The sequence below is a fragment of the Vibrio paucivorans genome, from assembly GCF_054053395.1.
Genome location: NZ_CM133230.1, coordinates 407,384 through 431,979 on the forward strand (window position 1 = coordinate 407,384; position 24,596 = coordinate 431,979).

At 44.6% G+C, this 24,596-nt stretch carries 19 protein-coding genes; 9 read left to right on the forward strand and 10 right to left on the reverse strand.

The window, feature by feature from the left end; all coding sequences use genetic code 11:
* Nucleotides 1–26: 26 nt before the first annotated feature.
* The 3 genes from ACXABW_RS02000 (at nucleotide 27) to ACXABW_RS02010 (ending at nucleotide 3,728) form a co-directional block, all read left to right on the forward strand.
* Nucleotides 27–923 (forward strand): LysR family transcriptional regulator ArgP, encoded by an 897-nt coding sequence (locus tag ACXABW_RS02000; RefSeq protein WP_457523747.1) that lies wholly within the window; start codon nucleotides 27–29, stop codon nucleotides 921–923.
* A 118-nt stretch (nucleotides 924–1,041) separates the two neighbouring features.
* Nucleotides 1,042–1,734 (forward strand): oxidative stress defense protein, encoded by a 693-nt coding sequence (locus ACXABW_RS02005; RefSeq protein ID WP_265686248.1) that lies wholly within the window; start codon nucleotides 1,042–1,044, stop codon nucleotides 1,732–1,734.
* Nucleotides 1,735–1,847: 113 nt separating this feature from the next.
* A complete protein-coding gene (locus tag ACXABW_RS02010) occupies nucleotides 1,848–3,728 on the forward strand; it encodes a sensor domain-containing diguanylate cyclase (protein WP_457523750.1) in 1,881 nt (626 codons plus the stop codon).
* Between the two features lie 37 nt (nucleotides 3,729–3,765).
* Here ACXABW_RS02010 and ACXABW_RS02015 read toward each other — a convergent pair whose 3' ends face one another.
* Together ACXABW_RS02015 and pykF are read right to left on the reverse strand one after the other, a co-directional pair.
* A complete protein-coding gene (locus ACXABW_RS02015) occupies nucleotides 3,766–4,422 on the reverse strand; it encodes a GntR family transcriptional regulator (RefSeq protein ID WP_457523752.1) in 657 nt (218 codons plus the stop codon).
* A gap of 139 nt (nucleotides 4,423–4,561) precedes the next feature.
* Entirely contained in the window at nucleotides 4,562–5,974 is a 1,413-nt protein-coding gene (pykF, locus tag ACXABW_RS02020) for a pyruvate kinase PykF (protein WP_252029379.1), read from the reverse strand.
* A 428-nt stretch (nucleotides 5,975–6,402) separates the two neighbouring features.
* On the opposite strand from pykF, the gene ACXABW_RS02025 reads away from it, so the two are divergent.
* Complete coding sequence (locus ACXABW_RS02025) at nucleotides 6,403–7,164, forward strand: DeoR/GlpR family DNA-binding transcription regulator (RefSeq protein WP_252029381.1); 762 nt, start codon at nucleotides 6,403–6,405, stop codon at nucleotides 7,162–7,164.
* A 105-nt stretch (nucleotides 7,165–7,269) separates the two neighbouring features.
* Nucleotides 7,270–9,102 carry a glutamine--fructose-6-phosphate transaminase (isomerizing) gene (gene glmS, locus ACXABW_RS02030; RefSeq protein ID WP_457523754.1) on the forward strand — a complete coding sequence of 611 codons (1,833 nt, stop codon included), beginning with the start codon at nucleotides 7,270–7,272 and terminating at the stop codon, nucleotides 9,100–9,102.
* 47 nt (nucleotides 9,103–9,149) lie between these two features.
* On the opposite strand, the gene ACXABW_RS02035 is transcribed toward glmS, so the two are convergent.
* Together ACXABW_RS02035 and ACXABW_RS02040 are read right to left on the reverse strand one after the other, a co-directional pair.
* On the reverse strand, nucleotides 9,150–9,344 hold the full coding sequence (locus ACXABW_RS02035; protein ID WP_457523756.1) for an SHOCT domain-containing protein: 195 nt from the start codon (nucleotides 9,342–9,344) through the stop codon (nucleotides 9,150–9,152).
* A 46-nt stretch (nucleotides 9,345–9,390) separates the two neighbouring features.
* Nucleotides 9,391–9,708, reverse strand: a complete 318-nt coding sequence (locus tag ACXABW_RS02040) for a hypothetical protein (RefSeq protein ID WP_457523758.1) — start codon at nucleotides 9,706–9,708, stop codon at nucleotides 9,391–9,393.
* 207 nt (nucleotides 9,709–9,915) lie between these two features.
* On the opposite strand from ACXABW_RS02040, the gene ACXABW_RS02045 reads away from it, so the two are divergent.
* Together ACXABW_RS02045 and cueR are read left to right on the forward strand one after the other, a co-directional pair.
* On the forward strand, nucleotides 9,916–11,721 hold the full coding sequence (locus ACXABW_RS02045) for a heavy metal translocating P-type ATPase (RefSeq protein WP_457523760.1): 1,806 nt from the start codon (nucleotides 9,916–9,918) through the stop codon (nucleotides 11,719–11,721).
* Between the two features lie 117 nt (nucleotides 11,722–11,838).
* Nucleotides 11,839–12,243 carry a Cu(I)-responsive transcriptional regulator gene (cueR, locus tag ACXABW_RS02050; protein WP_457523762.1) on the forward strand — a complete coding sequence of 135 codons (405 nt, stop codon included), beginning with the start codon at nucleotides 11,839–11,841 and terminating at the stop codon, nucleotides 12,241–12,243.
* Nucleotides 12,244–12,334: 91 nt separating this feature from the next.
* Here cueR and ACXABW_RS02055 read toward each other — a convergent pair whose 3' ends face one another.
* A complete protein-coding gene (locus tag ACXABW_RS02055; RefSeq protein WP_457523764.1) occupies nucleotides 12,335–12,556 on the reverse strand; it encodes a DUF2933 domain-containing protein in 222 nt (73 codons plus the stop codon).
* 445 nt (nucleotides 12,557–13,001) lie between these two features.
* On the opposite strand from ACXABW_RS02055, the gene ACXABW_RS02060 reads away from it, so the two are divergent.
* Nucleotides 13,002–15,806, forward strand: coding sequence for a methyl-accepting chemotaxis protein (locus ACXABW_RS02060; protein WP_457523765.1), 2,805 nt, complete (start codon nucleotides 13,002–13,004; stop codon nucleotides 15,804–15,806).
* 65 nt (nucleotides 15,807–15,871) lie between these two features.
* On the opposite strand, the gene ACXABW_RS02065 is transcribed toward ACXABW_RS02060, so the two are convergent.
* The 5 genes from ACXABW_RS02065 to ACXABW_RS02085 form a co-directional block, all read right to left on the reverse strand.
* Nucleotides 15,872–16,513 carry an HAD family hydrolase gene (locus tag ACXABW_RS02065; protein ID WP_457523767.1) on the reverse strand — a complete coding sequence of 214 codons (642 nt, stop codon included), beginning with the start codon at nucleotides 16,511–16,513 and terminating at the stop codon, nucleotides 15,872–15,874.
* Between the two features lie 43 nt (nucleotides 16,514–16,556).
* A complete protein-coding gene (locus tag ACXABW_RS02070) occupies nucleotides 16,557–17,087 on the reverse strand; it encodes an MltR family transcriptional regulator (protein WP_457523769.1) in 531 nt (176 codons plus the stop codon).
* A gap of 54 nt (nucleotides 17,088–17,141) precedes the next feature.
* Nucleotides 17,142–18,290 (reverse strand): mannitol-1-phosphate 5-dehydrogenase, encoded by a 1,149-nt coding sequence (locus tag ACXABW_RS02075; RefSeq protein WP_457523770.1) that lies wholly within the window; start codon nucleotides 18,288–18,290, stop codon nucleotides 17,142–17,144.
* A gap of 110 nt (nucleotides 18,291–18,400) precedes the next feature.
* Nucleotides 18,401–20,353, reverse strand: coding sequence for a PTS mannitol transporter subunit IICBA (locus ACXABW_RS02080; RefSeq protein WP_457523772.1), 1,953 nt, complete (start codon nucleotides 20,351–20,353; stop codon nucleotides 18,401–18,403).
* A 508-nt stretch (nucleotides 20,354–20,861) separates the two neighbouring features.
* Entirely contained in the window at nucleotides 20,862–22,619 is a 1,758-nt protein-coding gene (locus tag ACXABW_RS02085) for a lysophospholipid acyltransferase family protein (RefSeq protein ID WP_457523773.1), read from the reverse strand.
* Between the two features lie 628 nt (nucleotides 22,620–23,247).
* Between ACXABW_RS02085 and ACXABW_RS02090 the strand changes: the two genes are divergently transcribed.
* Nucleotides 23,248–24,546 (forward strand): tyrosine-type recombinase/integrase, encoded by a 1,299-nt coding sequence (locus tag ACXABW_RS02090; protein ID WP_457523775.1) that lies wholly within the window; start codon nucleotides 23,248–23,250, stop codon nucleotides 24,544–24,546.
* Nucleotides 24,547–24,596 lie beyond the last annotated feature (50 nt).

Sequence of the window (24,596 nt, forward strand, 5' to 3'; positions counted from 1 at the left end):
AGAGATTCTGATTTAAGGGCGGATGGATGAGAGGGTTAGACTACAAATGGTTGGAAGCGTTGGACTCAGTGTTGAGCCAAGGCAGCTTTGAGAAAGCGGCAGAAGAGCTGTTTATTTCGCAGTCTGCAGTGTCCCAGCGAATCAAACAACTGGAAAAGTTTCTTGCTCAGCCTGTCCTTATCCGAGAGCAACCACCACGCCCGACTCCAGTCGGTAAAAAGCTGCTGGGTCTAAATCGCCGTGTTCGTTTATTGGAGAGCGAACTGGTACCTGAGCTAATGAACCAAGATACTGAGCGGCCTCTACAGATTTCGATAGCGACCAATGCAGACAGCCTAGCGACTTGGTTGCTCCCCGCTTTACAAGATCTAATGAAAGTGCGAAAGGTTGAGCTGAGCTTAGCGGTGTATGGTGAGTCACGCACGATTGAAAAACTTAAAAGTGGTGAAGTTGCAGGGGCTATCAGCTTTGAGTCGCAAGCTCTGCCCGGGTGCACGGCCGAGTACTTAGGTCGTATGGACTACATTTGTGTCGCCAGCCCAGAATTTGTCACGCGCTATTTCTCACAGGGTGTGAATGCGGAGTCTTTACGCAAAGCGCCAGCGGTTTCATTTGATCAGCATGATCAACTGCATCATCAATTTCTACGCGAGCGATTTGGTTTACCACGCAATAGCGTGATCAACCATAATTTGGGTAGTTCAGAAGCCTTTGTCAAAGTCGCCGAAGCCGGTGTGGCGTATTGCCTGATCCCCAAATTACAGATCGTTGATGAATTAAACGCTGGGACATTAGTGGATGTACTTCCCAACTACATGATTTCTCATCAGATGTATTGGCATCACTGGCAGCTTGAAACGGGAGTTTTAAAAGAGATCACACAGTCAATTTTGAACTACGCCCACCAAGTGTTACCTCAGTAGTTCTTCAGTTGCAAAATAGCTATTCAGGTCAAAGTTATGTCAGATTGATGAGAAACTGCTAGTGAACGTAGCTTGGTTGCCTATTATGTACTGGAGTAGATGATTAAGGATGAATTTAATGAGAGCAGTAACCAAGTGGGCAATCGCATTATCGAGCGTTGCCTCATTCAGTGTATTCGCCAACCCATCATTCCCGCATATTGCCACGACAGGCTATGGTGAAGTAGTGGCAAAGCCAGATATGGCAGAGTTTTCAGTCAAGGTTGTAGAAACGACTCTGACCGCAGAGCAGGCAAAACAAACGGTCGATAAAGTGGTTGAAGACTTTCTAGCGAGCCTCAAGAGTAATGGGGTTGAAGCAGACAACTTTACCAGTTCCAACCTGTATCTAACGCCCCAGTATCACTACCCTAAAAAAGGTAAACCGGAACTGGTCGGTTACCGAGCGACGAGAAGTGTTACAGTCGTGGTTGAGGATCTTAGTCAACTGAATCAGTACTTAGATCTCGCGTTAGCTGATGGAATCAACCAAGTGAACAACATTCGCTTGAAAGTGAAAGATCAGGCGAGCTATCAGGAACAAGCTCGTATGGCGGCGATTAAAGATGCTAATCAGAAAGCGAAATCGTTAGCCGAAGGTTTTGAACAAGAGTTGGGGCCGGTGTGGCGAGTTAACTACAATATGCAGAATAACCAACCTGTTTTAATGCGCTCGATGGCCATGGATGCCAAGAGTGAAGCCAGCAGTTATCAGGACTCGACTATCGTAATTCGTGACCGAGTGGACGTAATTTATAAACTAGACAACTAGTTGTCTATCAATCGGTTTAATCCATAGGTAGTGCTGATGAATAAATCACCACTACCTATTTTATAACCGAATGAAGGTGGTATAATCGCCCCGATTTTTGTCTGGGCATATCAATGAAATTTTCTAAAATCCTCACATCGTTATTCATGATATGTCTGGTGTTTAGCTTGATTATTTTCGGCTACTACTATCAGCGCTACACGACTCTCAAACAAGAAAACATCCAACAAAGTGCTAAAGAAGCGTTATTTCAGCTCGCTTACAGTGAGCGAGAGTATCGCAGCTTACGCTCGCAAATGGTCTCTATTGCGAACCTGCTCTCCCACAGCCAAAGTATTTACGATTACTTAATCGCACCGACTAATGCTAACAAACGCACCCTAGAAGAAGTCTGGTCTTCTATTGCTGTAAACCAGAAGTGGTATACCTCGGTGCGCTTTATTGACACCAAAGGCATGGAAAAGATCAAAGTTAACTATTCTGTGGCTCGTAACATTGCGACACCGGAAGTGATGTTAGAAGACATCAGCCATCGTGATTACTTTAAACATGCCCTGACGCTAGCGGATCGCGAGATAGGATCGTGGGGAATCGATCTTGAGCAAGATCTTGGTGAGTTTGTGATCCCTTATACGCCAACGCTCAGAGTGATGATCCCAGTGACTATGATGGGCCGACGTGCGGGTTACTTGATCATCAACTTAGATGTTTGGTATTTGTCTTCGCGCTTGAACTATTCGCCCAACAATGACTTTAGACCTGAAGTGATCAATGAAGAGGGCTTCTATATCGCCAGTCACCACGGTGGCAAGTTATTTGGTGACTTGATTGAGAGACGACGTGATTTCAATATCGCCAAGCAGTTTCCAGATGCTTGGTTAACCATGAACAATAAGAAAGTTGGCTACGTGGTCGAAGATGACACGCTGGTGGCATTTACTAAGCTTAAATTGTCTGAAAGCCAGTCGCTGCGTTTGATCATTCAAGTTTCTCAGCAGCAATTGAAACAGCGAGCAGCACGAGATGTTAACGACTTATACCAAGAAGCCATTTTCGTGTTCTTGTTAATGCTGTTATTTGCCGTACCGACCACTTCAATGTTGCTGCACTACCATAAACGAAATATCGAGAGTAAATTGGCTCGGGCGGCGCTCAACGGGATGTCAGCGGTGATGATTTCCGATAAGTCCCACCGAGTGGTGATGGTTAATGAAGAATTCTGCAACATGACCGGCTACCGCCCGAACCAAGTAACCAACCGTAATTTGCTCAAGATCTTGTTGGGCGAGCGTAAGATAGAAAAGCTTATCGATGTGCTCGACATCGTTTCTCAGCGTCGTCGTTGGGAAGGTGAACTACGGATTAAAAACGCCTCGGGTGGTGAGTTTACGGTTATTACACGTATTCAGGCGGTGTTGTTTGCTAACAACAAAGTGGATTATTACATTACCTCGTTTGTTGATATTTCTGCGCGAAAAGAACTGGAAGAGCGCTTACGTACGCTCAGTGAAAAAGATGAACTGACGGAGCTGTGGAACCGCAGAAAGTTCGAAAGTGAATTGGTTAAGTCTGCTCAATTAGTAGAGCGTTATGGGGCAGAGCAAGCGATGTGTCTTGCTCTGGTAGATATCGATCACTTCAAGCGCGTGAATGACGAGAAAGGCCACGATGAAGGCGATAGAGTTATCCGTGTGGTAGGTCATACCCTAGCAGAGACGTTACGTAATACTGACTTTATCGCTCGAATTGGTGGGGAAGAGTTCGCGATCATAATGCCTCACACCTCAGTGCAAGAAGCGGCCTTAGTGCTCAATAGAATACGCCAAGCGGTGGAGAAGCATAGTGATTTAACGGTTACTGTGAGCGCAGGCTTTACCGACTTAACTTCAAATAGCAATCGCTCTTATAAATGGGCCGATATCGCGCTGTATGAATCAAAAGACCTAGGGCGAAACTTAGTCTCGCTTCGATTGAGCCAAGAAGAAATTGTATAAAAAAGCCGGGATATCCCGGCTTTTTTACGACTTATATTCATGCAGCAGTAAGGGCTGATTCAATATAACGATGTGCTTTGTTGAGGTGTTTATCCAACAACGCTGTGGCTTGCTCAGTATCTCGTGCTAACACGAGCTTCATGATCATTTCGTGGTCACTGACATCGAATAGGGCCTCGTCGCTATGTCTGTTGATTGCATAGTAACGATAGCGAGTGATTTGATTGATGATTTCGCTAAAGAAGCCGTACATATTATGTGCTTTTGCTCCTTCAAGCAGCGCGCAGTGAAATTGGTAGTGGCGCTGTTCCCATTCGCTCTTGTTAAGCTGTTCGGGCGTGTGAGCGACGCGCGCTAACTTATGGAATGAAGTGAGAACATCTAATTCCCAGTTTTCACATCCAGACTTCATCGCTTTGCGAAGTAAGACATCAGAGATTAATTTTAGACTATCAAACAGATCGTCTAGCTCTTCTTTACACATAGGTGCCACCCAGCAGCCTTTCTGTGGCGCTAATTTGACATACTTAGTCCAAGATAATTGAACCAAAGCTTCACGCACTGGAGAAGCGCCTACGCTGTATCGCTTACTTAACTCTGCGACAACCAGCTTTTGTCCGGGGATGAGGTGACCTTCAAGAATATCTTGGCGGATAAGTTTTGAGACTTTATCAGTTAAGGTTGGGCTAGACACAATTACTGCTCACTTACACTTATTAATAAACGGTATGATGTACTTTATTTTAAATAATACGCCATACTTATAATTTGAGCAATCAATATATAAAAAAAGAGGGCCGAAGCCCTCTTTTTATATTTAGCAAATGTATGTCTTATAGAACGTGTACAGACGCTGTGTTTGTAGTGCCTGAAGCAACAAGAGCACCAGAAACCATTACTACGATGTCGCCTTTGTTACCTAGGCCACACTCTAGTGCAAGCTCTTTACCTGCTACGTAGAATGCATCTGTGTTCTCGATAGAGTCAACAACCATTGGTGTAACACCTTTAGTAAGAACTAGCTGTGCAGCAGTCTTAGTGTTAGTTGTTAGCGCTAGGATGTTTGCAGTTGGGAAGTACTTACGTACTGAACGTGCAGACTTACCACCTTCAGTTGCAACAACGATAAGTGGAGCAGCTAGCTTTTCAGCTGTGTCTACAGCGCCTTTACATACCGCTTCAGTGATACGTAGACGTGGGCTGTCTAGACGAGAACCTAGTTCAGCTTTAAGCGCTGAATCAGTACGGTTCGCGATTTGAGCCATGATAGTTACTGCTTCAACTGGGTACTTACCTTTTGCAGTTTCACCAGAAAGCATTACTGCGTCAGTACCGTCCATTACAGCGTTAGCAACGTCGCCTGCTTCCGCACGAGTAGGACGTGGGTTGTTGATCATAGAATCAAGCATTTGAGTTGCAGTGATAACCATCTTACGTGCACGGTTACACTTCTCGATCATCATCTTCTGAGCGAAGATTACTTCTTCAGCTGGGATTTCAACACCTAGGTCACCACGAGCAACCATGATGCCGTCAGAAAGCTCTAGGATCTCGTCGAAGTTATCAACACCTTCTTGGTTTTCGATCTTAGAGATGATGTGGATGTTCTCGCCGCCGTTTGCTGTTAGCACTTCACGGATTTCTTGAACGTCAGAAGCTTTACGGATGAAAGAAGCTGCAACGAAGTCAACGCCTTGCTCACAGCCAAACTTAAGGTCGTTCTTATCTTTTTCAGATAGAGCAGGTAGGTTTACTGAAACGCCTGGTAGGTTAACACCTTTGTTTTCACCTAGTGCACCGTTGTTCAGAACTTTACATTTAACTTCAGTCTCAGAAGTTGCAAGAACTTCCATCTCGATTAGACCGTCGTCTACTAGGATAGTGTTGCCAACGTTAAGGTCAGCTGCAAAGCCTGCGTAAGTTACCGCTACTTTGTCTTTGTTACCTACAACTGAAATGTCAGTTGTGAAAGTGAATTCTTGACCTGCTACTAGATCAACGTCGTCGCCGTTTTCTAGTTTGATCGTACGGATCTCAGGACCTTTAGTATCTAGAAGGATAGCTAGTTGCTTGCCAGACTCTTCCATTACTTTGCGGAAGTTCGCGATACGAGTGCCGTGCTCTACGTAGTCACCGTGAGAGAAGTTCAGGCGCATTACGTTCATGCCTGCGTTTACTAGTTCAGTTAACTTCTCTACAGATTCAGTTTTAGGGCCAATCGTACATACGATTTTGGTCTTTTTCATGGAAGATACTCTCCGGTAAGTATTGTTACAATTTGAATTTAGTTTCGTTGCTGAAGCGATGTTTGTTGGCGGCATTTTGTGCCTGCCGTTTCACTCTTTAATGAGTCCAACTGCTTTCTTCAGACTTGTAAGTCTTTCATCAAGTTTAGTCATTTTATGACCAACTATTTGCCTGTGACTCTAGGCTTTTTGTGACTTTCACCACTTTAACCGCTGAAAGTTGCAAAAAAATAACGGTCAATTCTGTAATTTTTTTTCTTTTCGGGGCCGAATTCTACCACCGAATCATTTCAATATCACTGTTTAAGAATTGTCTTAGGACAAGGTTTTAGCGCTAAATATTAATTTTTTGGATCGAAATAAATGGACAAATAAGTTTCGTTGTAACTATACTTTCTTTCGAAACGAAACTTTAAAAAGAAACTTAAATGTCGAAACGAAACACTCAGCTACGAAGACATGCCATTTCCCACCTAGTAAACGATAAAGGGGAAGTCAGCGTTGAAGAATTATCCAATCAATTCGAGACTTCAGAAGTCACAATTAGAAAGGATCTGGCTTCTCTCGAAAAAAATGGTCTGCTACTTCGACGCTATGGAGGCGCGATTGCTTTACCGAAAGAAGTGGTGAGTGATGAATTGGACAAAAAAGTTTCGACTCGAAAGATGTCGCTGGCAAAGACGGCTGCCGGGCTGATTCGCGATCATAACCGTATTGTGATCGATAGTGGCAGCACAACGGCCGCTTTGATCGAGCAGTTAAATCACAAGCGAGGGCTGGTGGTGATGACTAACTCTCTCAATGTCGCGAATGCTCTAAATGAACTTGAGAGTGAACCAACCTTATTGATGACTGGCGGTACATGGGATACGCATTCGGAGTCGTTTCAAGGCCAAGTGGCCGAATCGGTTTTACGATCCTACGACTTTGATCAACTGTTTATTGGTGCCGATGGGATCGATCTTGCTCGAGGAACGACTACATTTAATGAGTTAGTTGGTCTTAGCAAGGTGATGGCGGAAGTATCGCGTGAAGTGGTAGTGATGGTCGAGTCAGAAAAAGTCGGCAGAAAGATCCCGAACCTCGAATTGAGCTGGGATTGCATCGATGTTCTCGTGACTGATGGCGATCTCGCACCAGAATATGTCGAAGAAATTGAATCCAATAACGTCAAAGTGATTCAAGCCTAACGTGCTGTACTAGGTCGAAAGACACAAATCGAGTTCCCTAGCTTTATGGCCTTTGCTTGCTGCCTCTTTAGGGACGCTAAAAATATAATAATTGGAGTGAAAACTATGTGTGGAATCGTAGGTGCAGTTGCACAGCGTGATGTCGCGGAAATTTTAGTTGAAGGGCTACGTCGCCTTGAATATCGCGGCTATGACTCAGCAGGGGTTGCTGTTGTCGATCCGAATTCAAATCTGACCCGAGTGCGCCGTTTAGGTAAAGTTCAAGAGTTGGCTGATGCCGTCGAAGAGCAACATGTTATCGGCGGTACGGGTATTGCCCATACACGTTGGGCGACGCACGGTGAGCCTTCAGAAGCCAATGCTCATCCACATATGTCCGGTGACATTGCGGTGGTGCATAATGGCATCATCGAAAACCACGAAGAACTGCGTGAAACGCTGCGTGAGCGTGGCTATGTGTTCCAGTCTCAAACGGATACTGAAGTCATAGCACACTTAGTTGAGTGGGAACTGCGCACGAGCGACTCGTTAGTTGAGGCACTGCAAAAATCGGCAAAGCAGCTTGAAGGTGCCTACGGTACGGTAGCGGTTGATCGCAAAGATCCTAGCCGAATCGTTGTTGCTCGTTCTGGTAGTCCGATCGTGATTGGTTTCGGTGTTGGGGAGAACTTCTTAGCATCGGATCAACTTGCACTGTTGAATGTAACGCGTCGCTTCATGTACCTAGAAGAAGGCGATGTAGCGGAAATCACTCGTCGTGAAGTGAATGTGTTTGACGCTTTGGGTGAGTCTGTTGAGCGTGAGATCATTGAATCAAACGCTGAGCATGACGCCGGTGACAAAGGTAAATACCGCCACTTCATGCAAAAAGAGATTTACGAGCAGCCAACCGCGCTTATCAACACTATGGAAGGGCGTATCAGTGATGATGCTGTGGTCACTGAGGCCATTGGTGTTAACGCTGCAGATATCTTAAGCAAAGTAGAACACGTGCAGATTGTGGCGTGTGGTACTTCTTACAATGCAGGTATGACGGCACGTTACTGGTTTGAAGACATTGCTGGCGTGAGCTGTGATGTTGAGATTGCCTCTGAATTCCGCTACCGCAAGTTTGTTACTCGTCCAAACAGCCTGTTAATTACGCTTTCTCAGTCGGGTGAAACGGCCGATACATTAGCGGCGCTTCGCTTGGCAAAAGAAAAAGGCTATATGGCTGCGATGACGATTTGTAATGTCGCTGGCTCTTCGCTGGTGCGTGAATCTGATTTTGCCTTCATGACACGTGCAGGTGTCGAAATTGGTGTGGCATCTACAAAAGCCTTCACTACTCAGCTATCGGCACTTTTAATGCTAGTGACTGCGTTGGGCAAACAGCAAAATCGCGTTTCAGCAGAGAAAGAAAAAGAGATTGTTCAAGCCCTGCATGCGTTGCCAGCACAGATCAACGCTGCACTATCGTTTGAAAAAGACATCGAAGCATTAGCAGAAGACTTTGCCGATAAACACCATACTCTGTTCCTTGGGCGTGGTGAGTTCTACCCAATCGCTATGGAAGCGTCGTTAAAACTCAAAGAGATCTCCTATATTCACGCCGAGGCATACGCTGCCGGTGAGCTTAAGCATGGCCCATTGGCGTTAATTGATGCGGATATGCCTGTGGTTGTGGTGGCACCAAGTAATGAGCTGCTTGAGAAGCTGAAGTCCAACATCGAAGAAGTGCGTGCTCGTGGTGGACTACTGTATGTATTCGCGGACGAAGAAGCTGGCTTTGAAGCTGATGAAACAATGAAGATCATCACCATGCCTCACGTCAGCGATATTACGGCACCTATTTACTACACCATTCCAATGCAGTTGCTGTCTTACTATGTGGCGCTGATCAAAGGAACCGACGTGGATCAACCTCGTAACCTAGCGAAAGCGGTGACGGTTGAGTAGTTTACGATACATGATAAAAAAGCGGCGCATTAGCGCCGCTTTTTAGTTTATAGGTGTTTCTTAATTTCATTGAGCTCTTCAACCGTTATTTCCCCACTGGCATAGCGCCTTTTAGCGATATTGATTGAAGACTCAGCTTTGTTTGAATCTTTACCGTAAGAAAAGATCAAATAGATGATAGCTCCCCAAAATAACATCATCGAGATTGGCATTAGCCAGCTCATACCATGAAATCCGTACATATTTTAGCCTTCTGATTGTTATTAAATGAATCCAAGTTTCTAATCGTTAGCTGCCGTGTGCGTTTAATTCGCATCCCATTTCTTCTGCCATTGCAGATTGTTGCATCGCCTTATTCATAGAACCGGACTGCTCCATCATGTGCTGCATTTGTGCTTTAGCCTGAGGATCATCCATTTTACTCATCATATTTTGCATACATTCTGAGTTATTCATTGTTGTCATCATGTGTTGCATGTCTCCGGCTCCCATCATTGCAGACATCATTCGAGTCCCTGAATGCTCATGCATCATATTCATTCCAGCCACAGCGAGCGTTGGTACAGCGATAAGAGCAACCGCCGCAAAAAGAGTTGTTCGTTTCATTGTGTTTCCCGATTTATTTGTTTCTTTGTAGTGAATGGAATGCATTCTGAAGCTTCCTCTAACAGGAAGGTCAACAACGTTCTCGAGAAATGTTTTGACCTGATCTTTCTATGAATCAATTTGCCATCATTGCGATATAGCTTGCTTGACCTTCCAGTGATAGGAAGGTTTAGGCTCTTCTCATGACGAAACGGAGCAGGCGTGACAATGAACCAACAAGCAACGTTAAATATTGCGATTCAAGGTATGAGTTGCGGTGGATGTGCGGCAAAACTGTCTGAAATGCTAAAAACAAAAGATGGGATCTCTTCTGTGGCCATTAACTTTGCCACATCGACAGGAAACTTGCAGATAGATAGAACAAAGGTCACTCAGCAAGATGTGAACGTTTGGGTGTCTGAGATGGGCTACTCTGTCGAGTTTATGCAAGAGGCTCAACGAGTGAGCCGTAACGATGAGGACTCAAGGCACGAGAAGGCTCAGCTTATCGCTGTGGTCGTAGGATCGCTGCTTAGCTTCCCTCTTCTCGTTGGGATGATTGGTATGTTCAGCGGAAATATGGCCTGGCATGTCCCTCCAGGGGGGGAGTGGATGTTGGCGACCCCAATTCAGTTTTGGCTTGGGTGGCGATTTTACAAAGGAGCTTGGAATCAGGCGAAGTTTGGTAGCACTAATATGGATACCTTGGTAGCGATAGGAACCAGTGCCGCGTATTTTTACAGTGTGTACTTAGTGCTAAGCCTAGGCGAACAGGCTAAAGGACACCTATATTTTGAGGCCAGTGCTCTAGTGATAACTTTGGTATCGTTAGGTAAATATTTAGAGCTGAGAGCAAAGAGAAGTGCAACGTCTGCAATTGAGGAACTGATGAACCTAAGGCCAAGTTCTGCCACAGTTTGGCGTGAAGAGCGATGGTTGAGAGTGCCAACTGAAGAAATATACATTGGCAATAAAGTATTGATCAAAGCGGGAGAAAAAATCCCGGCGGATGGGAGAGTTGTACGTGGTCAGACAGAAGTTGATGAAGCATTACTGACCGGAGAAAGTGCGCCAGTTATTAAGCAAGTGAACGATAGTGTCTCGGCAGGAAGTATCAATACGACAGGGGTTATTGAAGTTGAAGTGACGGTGTTGGCCACAGAGTCACAACTGGCAAAAATTATTGAGTTGGTCGAAAACGCACAAATGGGTAAAGCACCATTTTTGCAGCTCGTTGATCGGATTAGCTGCATATTTGTCCCTATCGTATTAGTCATTGCTACGATCACGTTTGGTGCTTGGCTGTGGTTAACTGGAGACTTTGAAGCTGCATTAGTCAGTGCAGTGACGGTATTAGTGATCGCGTGTCCGTGTGCGTTAGGACTGGCGACCCCTGCTGCTTTGGTCGCGGACAATATTCAAGTGTTTGCTGGAGAAGGGTTGGTAGGGCAGTACCAAGGGAAACAGGTTGCTCTTGGTAATGACCTCTTGTTGTCACGCTATCACTTAGATGTATCGTTTGTTCGGGGTCAAGCACAAGCGCATATCGAAGCTGGCCATAGTATCTCTTACCTAGTTATTGATGGTGTGATAGAAGCTGTATTGGCGTTTACTGACCCAATTAAGCCAAGCGCTAAAGCAACGATCGATGCATTAAATAAACAAGGAATTAGCTGTTCTATTTTGAGTGGTGATCAAAGCATGGCTGTGATGAAAGTGGCCAGTCGCTTGAATGTGAATATGGCTTACGGTGAATTGTCACCTAGGGATAAACTGGAAAAGCTGGCTATGCTGAAGAGGCAATATCCGCAAGGTGTGGCTATGGTTGGAGATGGTATTAATGATGCTCCAGCATTGGCAGCAGCTGATATCAGTATTGCTATGGGTTCGGGTACCGATGTCGCAATGGAGACAGCGAATATCACTTTGATGGCGAGTCAACCAGAGCGTATTACTGACGCGGTTTCGATATCGAAAAATACATGGGTCAAAATCAAGCAAAACCTGTGTTGGGCATTTGCTTTAACACCTTAGGGATTCCGCTAGCAGCTTTGGGTTATCTGAGCCCTGCGATTGCTGGCGCTGCTATGGCATTTTCAAGTATTGCCGTTCTACTTAATTCAATCAGTCTTAAATACTGGAGAGGTATTCATGTTTAATATTAGCCAAGTCGCTAAACAAACTGGGCTATCGAGCAAAACGATTCGCTATTACGAGAGCATTGAGCTTATCAGTTCCCCACCTCGCTCAGAAAATGGCTACCGATTTTTCAACCAAACAATATTGGACGAATTGAGTTTCATTGTGAAAGCAAAACAAGCGGGGTTCAATTTAGAGGAAATTAAACAACTGCTAGACTTGCAGCGCAATGAAAATAGAGCAAGCAGTGAAGTGAAGCAGCTTACTTTGCAAAAAATCAGTGAGATTGAATATAAAATGGATCAAATGGCATTGATGCTGGCGACACTGAAAAGTTTGGCTGGAAAGTGTCAGGGGGGAGATTCTCCAGATTGCCCGATAGTGAAGTCTTTTGCACAGAGTAAGTCAGAGTTATAAACCTCGATGTTTTGAACTGCTCTATAGAAAAACAAAAAGCCAGCGATAGCGCTGGCTTTATTGTGCATCAACAGTAGAGGAAATTGCTTTTTTAATTATCTGTTTGTTTTTGTTCATTATTTTGTGAGTGAGCAGGACTATTTTTACATCCCATCATTTTCATCATTGCAAACATCATCCCACCACAAAATAGCAATTGCACTGCGATGCTTGTGATAGCTGAACCTGAAAAGTTTCCAGTGAATAGAAACGCGACAAGTGACAAGCCTAAACACAACGCACAAATGATTTTACATAGCTTTTTGGTGTCCATTTTATATTTTAAACCTTGTTAGGAATCATTATGTATAGCGTAAGGATTCCTCTAACTGGAAGGTCAAGGGAGTCGTTCATTTAATTACTCGAGGTGTATAGAACAATGTAGAAGTTTTAGGCATGAAATAAATTAAGCACGAGAGTAAGCGCTTTCTCGGGTTTGATATACATGCCTGCTCGCCTGATTCCTCCTCAATGCTGATGTAAGTTACTGTAAGGCAACGTGTACAAATGCTTCTTTTTGTATATGTTACAAAACTTTGCCCACGGTTGTTTTCACCCTTTAATCATTGTTTTCTTGACCACTGTTTTTTAGAGGAGTGACGCAAACTTTGTTCTTTCTAATTTAGCTTTTTCACGTACTTTAGCGTCAAAAAGCTGAACATTAACGAGATAAAGCGTCAATATTCCGAATATATAAAATAAAAAAGATAAGGATATGTATGGGCCAGTGGTTAGGTCGTCTCAAACTCTCTCAGTTAATTATTGGGGCGTTAGTTTTTATAGGAGTGGTTCCAGCGGTAATGCTGGGTTTGAATGCAGTGCTGTTAAGCCAGACTGCGCTTACAGAGCGATCTTATGATCAGCTCGATACGGTTCGAAGTATTAAATCGGCGCAGATCAATGCGTTTTTTGATGAGCGACAAGGGGATATGGATGTTCTAGTCGATGTCGCTAATACCCTTCAGCTGGAAGGCTTCCGCAAACTGGAAGCGATTAACCAGTCGCAAGCGAATCAAGTGAACGAGTACATCAAGCAGCTAAAGCTTGGGCTGCGCTTATTTGCTGACTCTTACACCACTAAAATGGTGATTCAAGAGTTTGAACGAGCGTTTCAGGCGCAAGGTGGCAGTATAAGTGGACGTCAATGGAGCAGTGTTGCGGAGCGCTACGGTGAAGAAGTGGACCGTTTCCAGCAAAACTTCGGCTGGTACGACGCATTTTTGATTAATACTAATGGTGACATTATTTACACCACCACGCGTGAGCAGGACATCGGGAAAAATGTACGCTCGAGCAATATTGTCGGCACCGGCTTAGAAAAAGCCTTCAGCCGTGCAAAGCAATCTTCCCAAGTTGAAAGCGTCTATTTTGGTGACTTTAGCCTTTATCACTATTCGAACAACGTGCCTGCGGGCTTTTTTGTCACACCTATTACTAATCAGCAGCAACAAGTGATTGGTTACGCAGCACTTCAATTCCCAATAGATCGAGTCAATGCCATTACCGGCCAAACCCAAGGTATGGGCGAAACGGGCGAAACCTATCTGATTGGCAGTGACAAATTAATGAGCTCTGACTCTCGATTGGATCCGATTGGTCACTCGGTGGTGGCATCGTTTCAAAATACTACCCGCGTGGAGACAGAGGCAACGGATAAGGTCTTTAAACAGGCTGGGTCGGATATCATCACGGATTACAATGGCAACTTAGTGCTATCGGTATGGCAATCCATTGAGCTGGATGATCAGCACCAGTGGGGCATTATTTCTGAAAAGGACGTTACCGAAGCCTTTGTGCCTAAAGATGATCGAGGCGTTGAGTTCTACCAAAAATACATCGAAAGTTACGGTTACTACGATCTGTTTTTGATCGATCCAAGTGGCGAAGCGTTTTATACCGTGACTAAGGAAGCGGATTACCAAACCAATTTAGTCGATGGACGTTTTTCATCCAGTAACTTGGGTGAACTGGTGCGAGAAGTACTGAATACAAAGCAGTATGGAATCGTGGATTTTGCACCTTATGCACCGTCTAATGATGCACCAGCGGCGTTTATTGGCAAGCCGATCCTGAATCCTCAGGGTGAGGTGATTATGGTGGTGGCATTGCAATTGTCATTGGATGCCATTAACGCGGTAATGCAGCTACGTGAAGGGATGGGAGAAAGCGGTGAGTCTTACCTTGTCGGTTCTGACTATCGCATGCGCTCTGACTCGTACTTGAGCCCTGAAGCACATTCTGTGACGGCTTCGTTCGCTGGAGACATTGAAAACAACGGCGTTAGAACCCAAGCTACACGTGAAGCATTAGCGGGTAAAATGGGGGCAAACATCATCACGGATTACAACGGAAATCAGGTTCTGTCTTCGTACGCACCGTTAGACATAGGTGACTTCCGTTGGGCTTTAGTGGCCGAAATCGATCAGAGTGAAGCGTTCGCCTCTGTTACCAAGATCCGCAGCAGCATCATCTATTTGATGCTTGGTACGTTACTTGTCACGGTCGCTCTGGCACTTTATTTGGCCAAGGTGATCAAGAAACCACTCGGTGGTGAACCAAGAGAGATGATGCTATTGGCGCAGCAAGTGGCGAATGGCGATCTGACTTATCAGTTCGATAGTAAAGCGCCTGCTGATAGCTTGTATGGTGCATTGCGTGAAATGTCGGAAAACCTTAAACAGTTGATTGCGCATATTTTAGAGGCGAGCCAAAGCCTTGCATCAACGGCGGAAGAAACTTCTGTAGCCAGTGAACAAACGACGAATGCGGTGACGACTCAGCATAGAGAGACTGAGTCTGTAGCTTCGGCAATCGAGCAAATGACGGTATCGATTCAGGAAGTCGCTCGTAGTACTCACGATGTCGCACAAGCATCGATTGTCGCCCGAGATACCAGTACATCGGGTCAGCAGACTTTAGAGAAGGGCAGTGTGGCGCTCAGTAGCTTAGTGCAAGAAGTGTTTGCGGCTAACCAAGACATGAAGACGCTGCAGAAAAAGAGTGACCAGATTGGTCATGTACTGGTAGTGATACAAGAAATTGCTGAGCAGACTAACTTGCTGGCGCTTAATGCTGCGATTGAAGCGGCGCGTGCGGGCGAAGCTGGGCGAGGCTTTGCGGTGGTAGCTGATGAAGTCAGAACTCTGGCACAGCGCACGCAAACGTCAGCGTCGGAAATTCAACAAATGATTTCTTCAGTTCAACAAGCGGCGAACTCGGCGAGCAGCAATATGACCCGTTGTGAAGAGCAAGTGCAGATGACAGAACAACTGTCTGAACAAACTAAGGCTAACTTCGTCGGTATTCTGGACTCGATTAATCAAATTCACTCCATGATGGAGCAAGTCTCTACTGCCGCTGAAGAGCAGGCTAAGGTGACTGATACGGTGAGTAGCAGCATTACGACTATCAGTGAAATGTCAGTTCAAACTTCTGCCAGTGCAGAACAGCTTGCGGGCGCAAGCCATGAGGTGGCGCAATCAGCAGAAGAGCTGAATGCTCATACCTTACAGTTTAAGGTGTAAGCGCATTCAACTTCTCTACAAGACAAACAGGTTGCCCATAAGGCAGCCTGTTTTTATTTGTTGAGCTAGCCATCGAGTAAATCAATGACTTTGTCTAGTGAAGGCAATACTGTGATGCGTGGTGTGAGCTCTTCGAGTGGTGGAAGTAAATCGGGGATCATCACTGCTTGGCAGCCAGCGGCCAGTGCTGCCTTAATGCCATTGTTGGAGTCTTCCAGAACTAAGCAATGCTCTGCCTGTAAACCTAGCCTTTGATACGCCAGCTGGTAACAGTCGGGTTCGGGTTTTCCTCTATCAACATCTTCTGCGCTAATTACTAGGTCAAATTGGTCTAGGTAAGGGGGGGGAGCAAAATTATGCTCAACTTCAGGCTTATGCGAGGAAGTGACAATAGCCGTTGTAAGCTGACGTTGTTTGATTGCGATGAAAAGAGCATCAAAGCCAGACTTTAACGCAATACCTTGTTCACGCAGCTGGTGGAAGTGCTGATTGCGTACCGAGCAAAAGCGTTCCATATCAATTTTTTCGTCAAAGTGATTAGCAAGAATACGTTCACATTCAGGATCTTGCACACCAATAAATTGTTGATAGAACGAGTCTGAAATTGTTAGGCCTTGCTCTTTAGCGGCAAACTGCCAGCTGGTTTTGTAGATTGATTCGGTATCGAAAATTAGACCATCCATATCGAACAGAACGGCTTTAATCATAATGTGTAACTCCTAATTAAGTCAGGAGGCTAACAGACTTTCTTTAGAATGGGCTCTCTTTTGCAAGTTCGTTGCAGATATCTACAATCGCCAATGAGAGCCCTGATTTTATTATTTGTTGTTGCCTTTGGAGCTGAAGTTGATAGAACTCAAGATCGGCATCGTCTTCAGGTTCTGTTACCTCAAGTTGCACCATCCCCATCTTTTTGACCAAGTTGAGCTGCTTGATCGGTTGTAAGATGCTTGGATCGGTAAACTCGTAGTCCTCGGCATCGTTGGTGAGCTTATTTTTAAGTTTGATGATGCTTTCAATATCGTGATACACATCATCAGGTAAAACGCCTAAGCCATATAGCAGTTTTAATCGAACAGAAAGATCGCCTAATGGCCCTGAATCTTGTAGCAGTGGGCCGACAACAGATTGGACAGCAAAGTTATCCTTACGAAAGATTCTTTGGATAAGCGCGTCGATGGATTCGTTGAATACGTCAACTGCCGCAATAAAGAAACCTCGTACCGAAGGTGCGCTGTTTAATCGCTCGATGATCTCGGTTTCGTTGATGTGATTTGCCATAAACTGATTCGAATATTCTTATTATTAACGGGGAGCTTAAGCTCTCCGCAGGTTTTATAGTTGGTTATAGATAGCTTCAATCTGGCTGACTTCTTTACTTTGTTGGTCAAGGCCAGTGTATTGTGCCAGCGTCTGTTTGATACCAGTGTCTTTTAGCGTTTGTTGTAATTCAATCGCTTGAGGATCGGTGGCATTGGTATATTTGAGTGCTGCTGCAATCCCTTTCAAAAGTGTTTTGTTTTCAGTGCCATATTCGATTGTACCTAGTAATGGCTTCACTAATCTATCGTTAGCACCTAATTTTCGGATCGGCTGACGACCTACGCGATCAACCTCATCGACCAGATATGGATTAGCGAATCGACCTAGAATCTTATCGATGTACGCGTTGTGAAGGTCGCGATCGAAGCCATAGCGCTGAATCAATACTTCACCACTCTCCTGCATTGCCTGTTTTACTTCGGCGTAGATTTGCGGATCTTCGATAGCTTCACGAATGGTTCGATGGCCTTTCAGACAACCCAAATAAGCCGTAATACAATGGCCTGTGTTAAGCGTGAACAGCTTACGCTCTACAAACGCCATTAGATTATCGGTTTTCTCCATTCCTGAAATGTCAGGCACTTCACCTTTAAATTGTTGCTCGTCGACAATCCATTCGCTAAAGCTTTCCACTGTGACTTCCAGTGGGTCATCGTTGGCAGCTTCCGCTGGTGGAACAATTCTGTCGACAGCGGAGTCAACGAATCCAACTAGCTCATCGGCTTGGGCGTGCAAAGAGGCATCTAGGTGTTTGTAGACTTCACCTTTTAGGTGGGTAGTACCACGAACCATATTTTCACATGCGATGATATTCAGTGGTGCTTGGTTGTTTGCCGTGAAACGTTTGGTGATGCCCGTTGCGATGGTTTTCGCGATTAGATCTAATACATTCGGTCCCACAGCAGTGGTGACTAAATCGGTGTGAACAATGCGGTCGATGACGTCTTCACTGGCTGAATTAACAGCGGTGACGTGAGTAACTGTATCGATTTGGCAATCGGTGCCAACGACTTTAACTTTGTATTCTTGCTTATGACTTAATTGGTCAATGAGTGGTGCATCAACATCGGCGAAAGTGACGGCGACATCTGCGTCTGCCAGTAGCTTACCGATAAAACCGCGGCCAATATTGCCGGCACCAAAGTGAACTGCGTTTTTCATAACTTACCTACCAAAAATATTTACCATTCATCATGGTCACTAACGACTTTAGGGTGAGGTCAACTGAATAGGGGGCTCAGTCGACCTCGGCTTTGCTCAGGAGCAAATAATTACGCGGCTTGGTGACCAGACAGAATGTTCAGAATTTCATTCACATCTTTGGTGCTTGTTAGCCTATCAATTGCTTCTGGCTCATCAAGTGCGTTAGTGATGGTAGTGATAACTTGGATATGTTCATCGTTCTTCGCAGCGATACCGATAACCAGTTTGGCGATGTCATCTTGATCATCAGTGAACTGAATACCTGAAGGGTATTGGCAAATCACGATGCCGGTTTTCTTAACACGATCTTTTGCTTCAACAGTACCGTGTGGAACTGCAATAGATTCACCTAGGTAAGTTGGAACTAGCTTTTCACGTTCGAACATAGCGTCAACGTATTCAGGATCAGCGTAACCGAGTTCAACCAATTGGTTGCCTGCAAAGCGAATCGCTTCTTCTTTGTTTGCTGCTTGTAGACCTAAATGGATGTTTTCAGCTTGAATTTGGAATACCGCGGGTTGCTGCGCTTCAAAGCTATCATCATTGGCTGCTAGAACAGACACTTTGGTTATTTGGTCGTCATTTGCAGCAGTTTGGTTTTGCGCAGCTATAAGCTTAGCGACGAACTGATTGTACATTTCGCTATCTAGGAAGTTAGTCAGTGAAATGTGGTGTGCGTTTGGAGCGTGCTTACGTGCACGGTCGGTTAAGTCTTTATGAGTAATCACGATATCTGCACTCTCTGGTAAGCTATTAATGGCAAGGTTAGTGACGTGGATGTTCAGTCCTGCGTCTTGGACTTTCTTACGTAGCATGCTGGCGCCCATTGCACTTGAGCCCATGCCCGCATCACAAGCGACGATAATGCTCTGTACGCTTGCTAAGTCGACGTGACCATTGTTTTCACTGCTTGTCGCAGCATTACCTTTAGAGCCAGACTTCATGTCTGTCATCTGTGCTTTAGCTTTATCTAGCGCTGCTTTGTCACCATCTTCTTCTGTAGACGTTTGTGTTTTCATTAACAGAGCTGCCACGGTGAAAGACACCGCTGTTGCTGCTGCAATGGAAGCCAGTACGCCAACAATCGAGCCTTTCTGAGTCATAAGTAGAATCGCGAAGATTGAACCTGGAGACGCCGGAGACACAATACCTGCGTTGAACAGTACCAGTACGAATACACCAGCCATACCGCCTGCGATTGCCGCTAGGATCAAGCGTGGGTTCATCAGGATGTATGGGAAGTAAATCTCGTGGATACCACCGAAGAAGTGGATGATCGACGCGCCACCTGCTGTTTGGCGTGCAGTACCTTTGCCAAATACCATGTAAGCCAGAAGAATACCAAGACCAGGGCCAGGGTTAGCTTCAATCAGGAAGAAGATCGATTGACCCGTTTCTGATGCTTGTTGGATACCTAGCGGTGAGAAGATACCGTGGTTAATAGCATTGTTTAAGAACAGGATCTTCGCTGGTTCAACAAAAATTGAGGTGAGTGGCAATAGGTGAGCCGAAACAAGGAAGTTCACACCACCGGCGAGTACGCCTGAAACGACTTTCACGAACGGGCCGATAAACATGAATGCTAAAATAGCACACAGCATACCGATGATGCCTGCCGAGAAGTTGTTCACCAACATCTCAAAGCCGCTTTTCACTTTGCCATCGATGTAATTGTCGAATTTCTTGATTGCCCAACCACCAAGAGGGCCTACTATCATCGCGCCCATAAACATCGGGATGTCGGTTCCGACAATTACACCCATTGTCGTAATTGCACCCACAACTGCGCCGCGTTCACCACCGACCAACTTACCGCCGGTATAGCCGATCAATAGTGGCAGAAGGTAGGTGATCATTGGGCCAACCATTGCTGCCAGTGTTTCGTTTGGCAGCCATCCAGTTGGAATGAAAAGTGCGGTAATAAAGCCCCATGCGATAAAGGCACCAATATTTGGCATTACCATGTTCGATAGGAAGCGACCAAAATTTTGTATCTTGATCTTGGCATCTGGTGATATCATAAGGATTCCCCGTTCGATGTTCTGATGAATATTGTTGTTGTAAACGGTTCGCTAAAACCGCTGATTGCTTAGTACCCAATCAATTTACCACACAATCTTATATTAGAACTGACGACGGGTTTTTTGTGACCTGAGTAGACTTTTCTTCCGCTTCCAAATTATTTTAATGAGATCTTAATCACTATTTAGCGTTGTAATTTTATTACCAATACTATAATTTTTATTTGTCAATAAAAATTATAGTGATAAAAATCTCATTCCCGTTATTTTGATTTTGATATTTAATGTGATCTAGATCTCTATTTTGATCTAATTTAAAACCGACATGATTTTTAGTGTGATCGATATCTCTGATTTAAGGCTTAATTCTCGTCGCGAACTAATTTGGGCTTGATTTTCGCGTTGTTATGAAAATTAATAACAGTGATTTATCTAAATCTAAAGTGGTAATAGCAGGCTTGATGTATGTTGAGCTTCATCTCAGTTTGAGATGAAGCGACAGGAATGCTCAGCGGTGCTGTTGTAGGTAGTTCTCAGCTTGTTTCGCTCCCATATATCGACCTAATGTTTTACTTGGAACACTACGCAGATCGACAACGATTAGCCCATCTAATGCGTTATTAAACGATGGATCAACGTTAAAACAGACTAACTTTCCATTGAGCGCAAGGTATTGGCGTAGCAATACTGGAACGCTCTTACCGCTGTCGATACGCGCAATGACTCGCGAGAGCAACTGAATATCTGCCAGAGCTGTCAGTAAGTTGGTGTTCCACGCTGTATCCGGTTCAGGCCTTGGATGAGAAGCCTTGACCAGCTGGGCACCGGTTTGGTCATAGTGATGAAACTGCATCGTTTCTGCCAATAAATGCCGAGCTTCTGGGCTGTAATCATTGCTGATACTGACAGGGCCAAAGAGGTGAGTAAATTGTGGGTTGCGATGAACGTACGTTGCAATCCCTTTCCATAGCAGTAATAGAGCACTCATGCTTTTCTGGTATCGAGCAGCAACCACTGAGCGTCCCATTTCTATTGATTTGGGCATGGTGTTTAGAAATGGTTGGTCATACTCAAACAAGCTGCGTGAGTAGAGCCCGTTTAATCCATTCTGTTGACATATTTGCTCTACGATACCAAGTCGATAGGCACCGACTAAGCAGTGATTCTCCCTATCCCAAACAAAGAGATGCAAATAGTCTCGATCAAATTGATCGATGTCGATCGCAAACCCAGTCCCTTCGCCTGCGGCTCGGAAATTTTCTTCTCTACAACGTCCAATCTCATGCAAGATAGCAGGAATGTGTTCGGCAGTAGTGCAATATACATCAAACTCATTGCTTGAAAGCAGGTGCGCCTCACTAGGAAGGTTTTGTAGGTCGTGGGAAAAATCATTGATTGGCAGTGACTGCGCAATGGGAAGTAATGGTTCTTGTTGAGTGGAAGTGACTTCGTTAGCTTGTGGGGCTCTGTGCAATAGATAAGTATTGAGGCGTAAGTAATTCACCACCTGTTGGTCGGTAAGATTGGCTACCTCTTTATATTTTACCGGTTCTCCAATCGATATCTTGATTGGTAGAGAGTGTTTGTTGAGTAACTCTCGCCCAAGCATCATGGTGCGAAGCAGAGGGTGCACTTTTCCAGCCATATAAAAGCGTTTCGAGTTATGCCCATCAATGAAGACTGGCACTGAAACCGCCTTATGTTTACGCACGAAAGAGGCGATAGAGCGGCTCCATTCTTTGTCTTCTAGTTGCTGCTTCTGGGTAGGTTTATCGACCAAGTGCGAGACTTCACCTGCTGGAAATACCAGTAACAAACCGCCACTTTCTAGATGTTTGTTTGCCACTCTAAGGGCTTTCATATTGGCGCGAGCAGCTTTACTTCCTTCAAAGACATCTACACCGATAAACAGCTCATCAAGCTCGGGAACGGTTTTTAAATAGTGATTTGCCAGAATTTGTACATCACTACGTATCATCAGTAGCAGCTCAGCGAGAATGACACCTTCGGCACAACCGAGTGGATGATTTGCTACGACGAGAGTTGCCCCCTCTGCGGGAACGGAGTTGAGATAACCTCGCTCGATGGTGTAGTCAATACCAAGGACATCTAGGGTATAGCGTAGAAAAGTATTGGTATCACACTCTAGCGGTCGCTGTGCATACAGTTTCTCTAGCTTGGATAAACCTGTTGCCCACTCAGTGATGTTTTCACCTAAACCAAAGGGCGTTTTGCGTGGTAAGCGGAAAGGGCTAGTGACGTCCATGAAAACCTCAATCGTGAATATCAGACCACTAAGAGGTTAATCAATGAAGATGACTGTTTTGCTAAGGAAATGTGTGTGGTTGATTGCGATAAGGTGACGTTACGATGAATGCAAAAATGAGATATATATCATTGATGGTGATTTGTGTGTCACAAATTATTACAAATTCGTATTTAACTAGAGGTAAAGCTGCTAACGTTAAAAGTGCGGTTAACGCAATTATAAAAAATACGTCAATATACCTTTGTTTTGCTGATCTGGAAAAGACGGGAGCTAATGTGCTCCCGTCGTTGTATGTGTGGAAATTAGTATCAGCAGAATAGCAAAAGGCCTGAGAAGTGAAATCACTCTCAGGCCTTTTTAAATTCTATTATGCACTTCTCGAAGAGAAAGTGGTGGCCCCTCGCAGACTTGAACTGCGGACCAATCGATTATGAGTCGTGAAAATGCTTGTTTCATGAGTTCTCATAAAATCTCATTTCATGACAAACTATTTAAATTACAGTAAGTTAACTTTATTGATATATCGCATTTTGTCTCATAAACTCTTACTAAGCGACTTCCTAACTACACCCACAACTACACCCACTTTGGGGATGGGTGTAGTTGCGCAACTAAGGATTAAGCAATGGCAATTACTCAAAAAGAGATTATTGGACTTCAGCCAAAAGGCAGTGCCTATTATGTTTGGGATGATGATCGAACAAAGGGGGCAGGCCGACTTGGTATTAAAGTGTTGCGAGGTGGCAGTAAGACGTTCGTGTTTCGTTATTACGAACAAGGGCAAAGACGCTTTATTCAATTAGGCAAGTTTCCGACACTTAGCTTAGTTGATGCTAGGAGTAAAGCACATGAATACGGACTCATGTTAAAGCAAGGGCTAAACCCCAAAACAGAGCTTCAACTAGTAGAAAAGAAAAAAGAGCTAGAGATCAAAGAAGAACAACGGAAAGGGAGTTTAGAGCTTCTTTTCAATAGCTATACGAATCAAATGAAGAAAGATGGTAAACGTACCTATCGTGCTGTATTAACAGCTCTAGAGAAAGAGGTATACCCTTTCATCGACCCCAAGACGAAAGCTTCGAATGTTCAAACTTCAGATCTAGTCAATGTTCTTGCCCATATGATACGTCGTGATGCCGAGACTCAAAGTAACCGAGTGAGGAGCTATTTACATGCTGCCTTTAACTATGGCTTATCCCATGACAATGATCCGGCTAACTATCTAGAAGAGGCTAAGTTTGGACTCGTCTTTAATCCTGTTTCTGCGATACCCAAACAAAAAAGTGCAGAGCGAGTGGGAGAGCGCTATTTATCATTTGAGGAGCTACACCATTTTCTCGAAGATATCGAATATGACTCAGAAGGTGTAAGAGCTGGCTTTACTGTTCGAAATCTAATTTTATTGTGCTTCCATACGGGAGGACAAAGGCCTTATGAGCTAATCGCTTCCAAGTGGTCAGCCATCGATTGGAAGGAGAAAACACTTTTAGTAACCCCTGAAGTATCAAAGAACGGGCGAAGCCATCTAGTACCATTGACTGATACATCACTGAAGCTCTTACGTGGACTAAAAGAGAGTGCATCGGACAGTGCTTTTATTTTCCCTCACCTAACCAATGGCACTACACACCTAAGAACGGATTCTTTGAGCCAAGCTATTGCTCGATATCGAGAAGACCATCCAGACTTTATCCCTTTTGTGCCAAGAGATTTTCGTAGAACATGCAAAACACTTATGGGTGAAATTGGCATTAGTAAATCTGTTCGAGATAGGCTTCAAAACCACGCGCTTAATGACGTGAGCTCAAAGCATTATGATCGTTATGAATACCTCATTGAAAAGCGAGCTGCTCTTGAGGCATGGGAAAGAAAGCTTAGCGTCCTCAACGAGTCCTCATCAAACATTGTGAATCTTAGAGGTTAGTCCCGAAGCATAGTCATCTCTTTAGGCTGTGAGTTATTTTTGTAAAATCG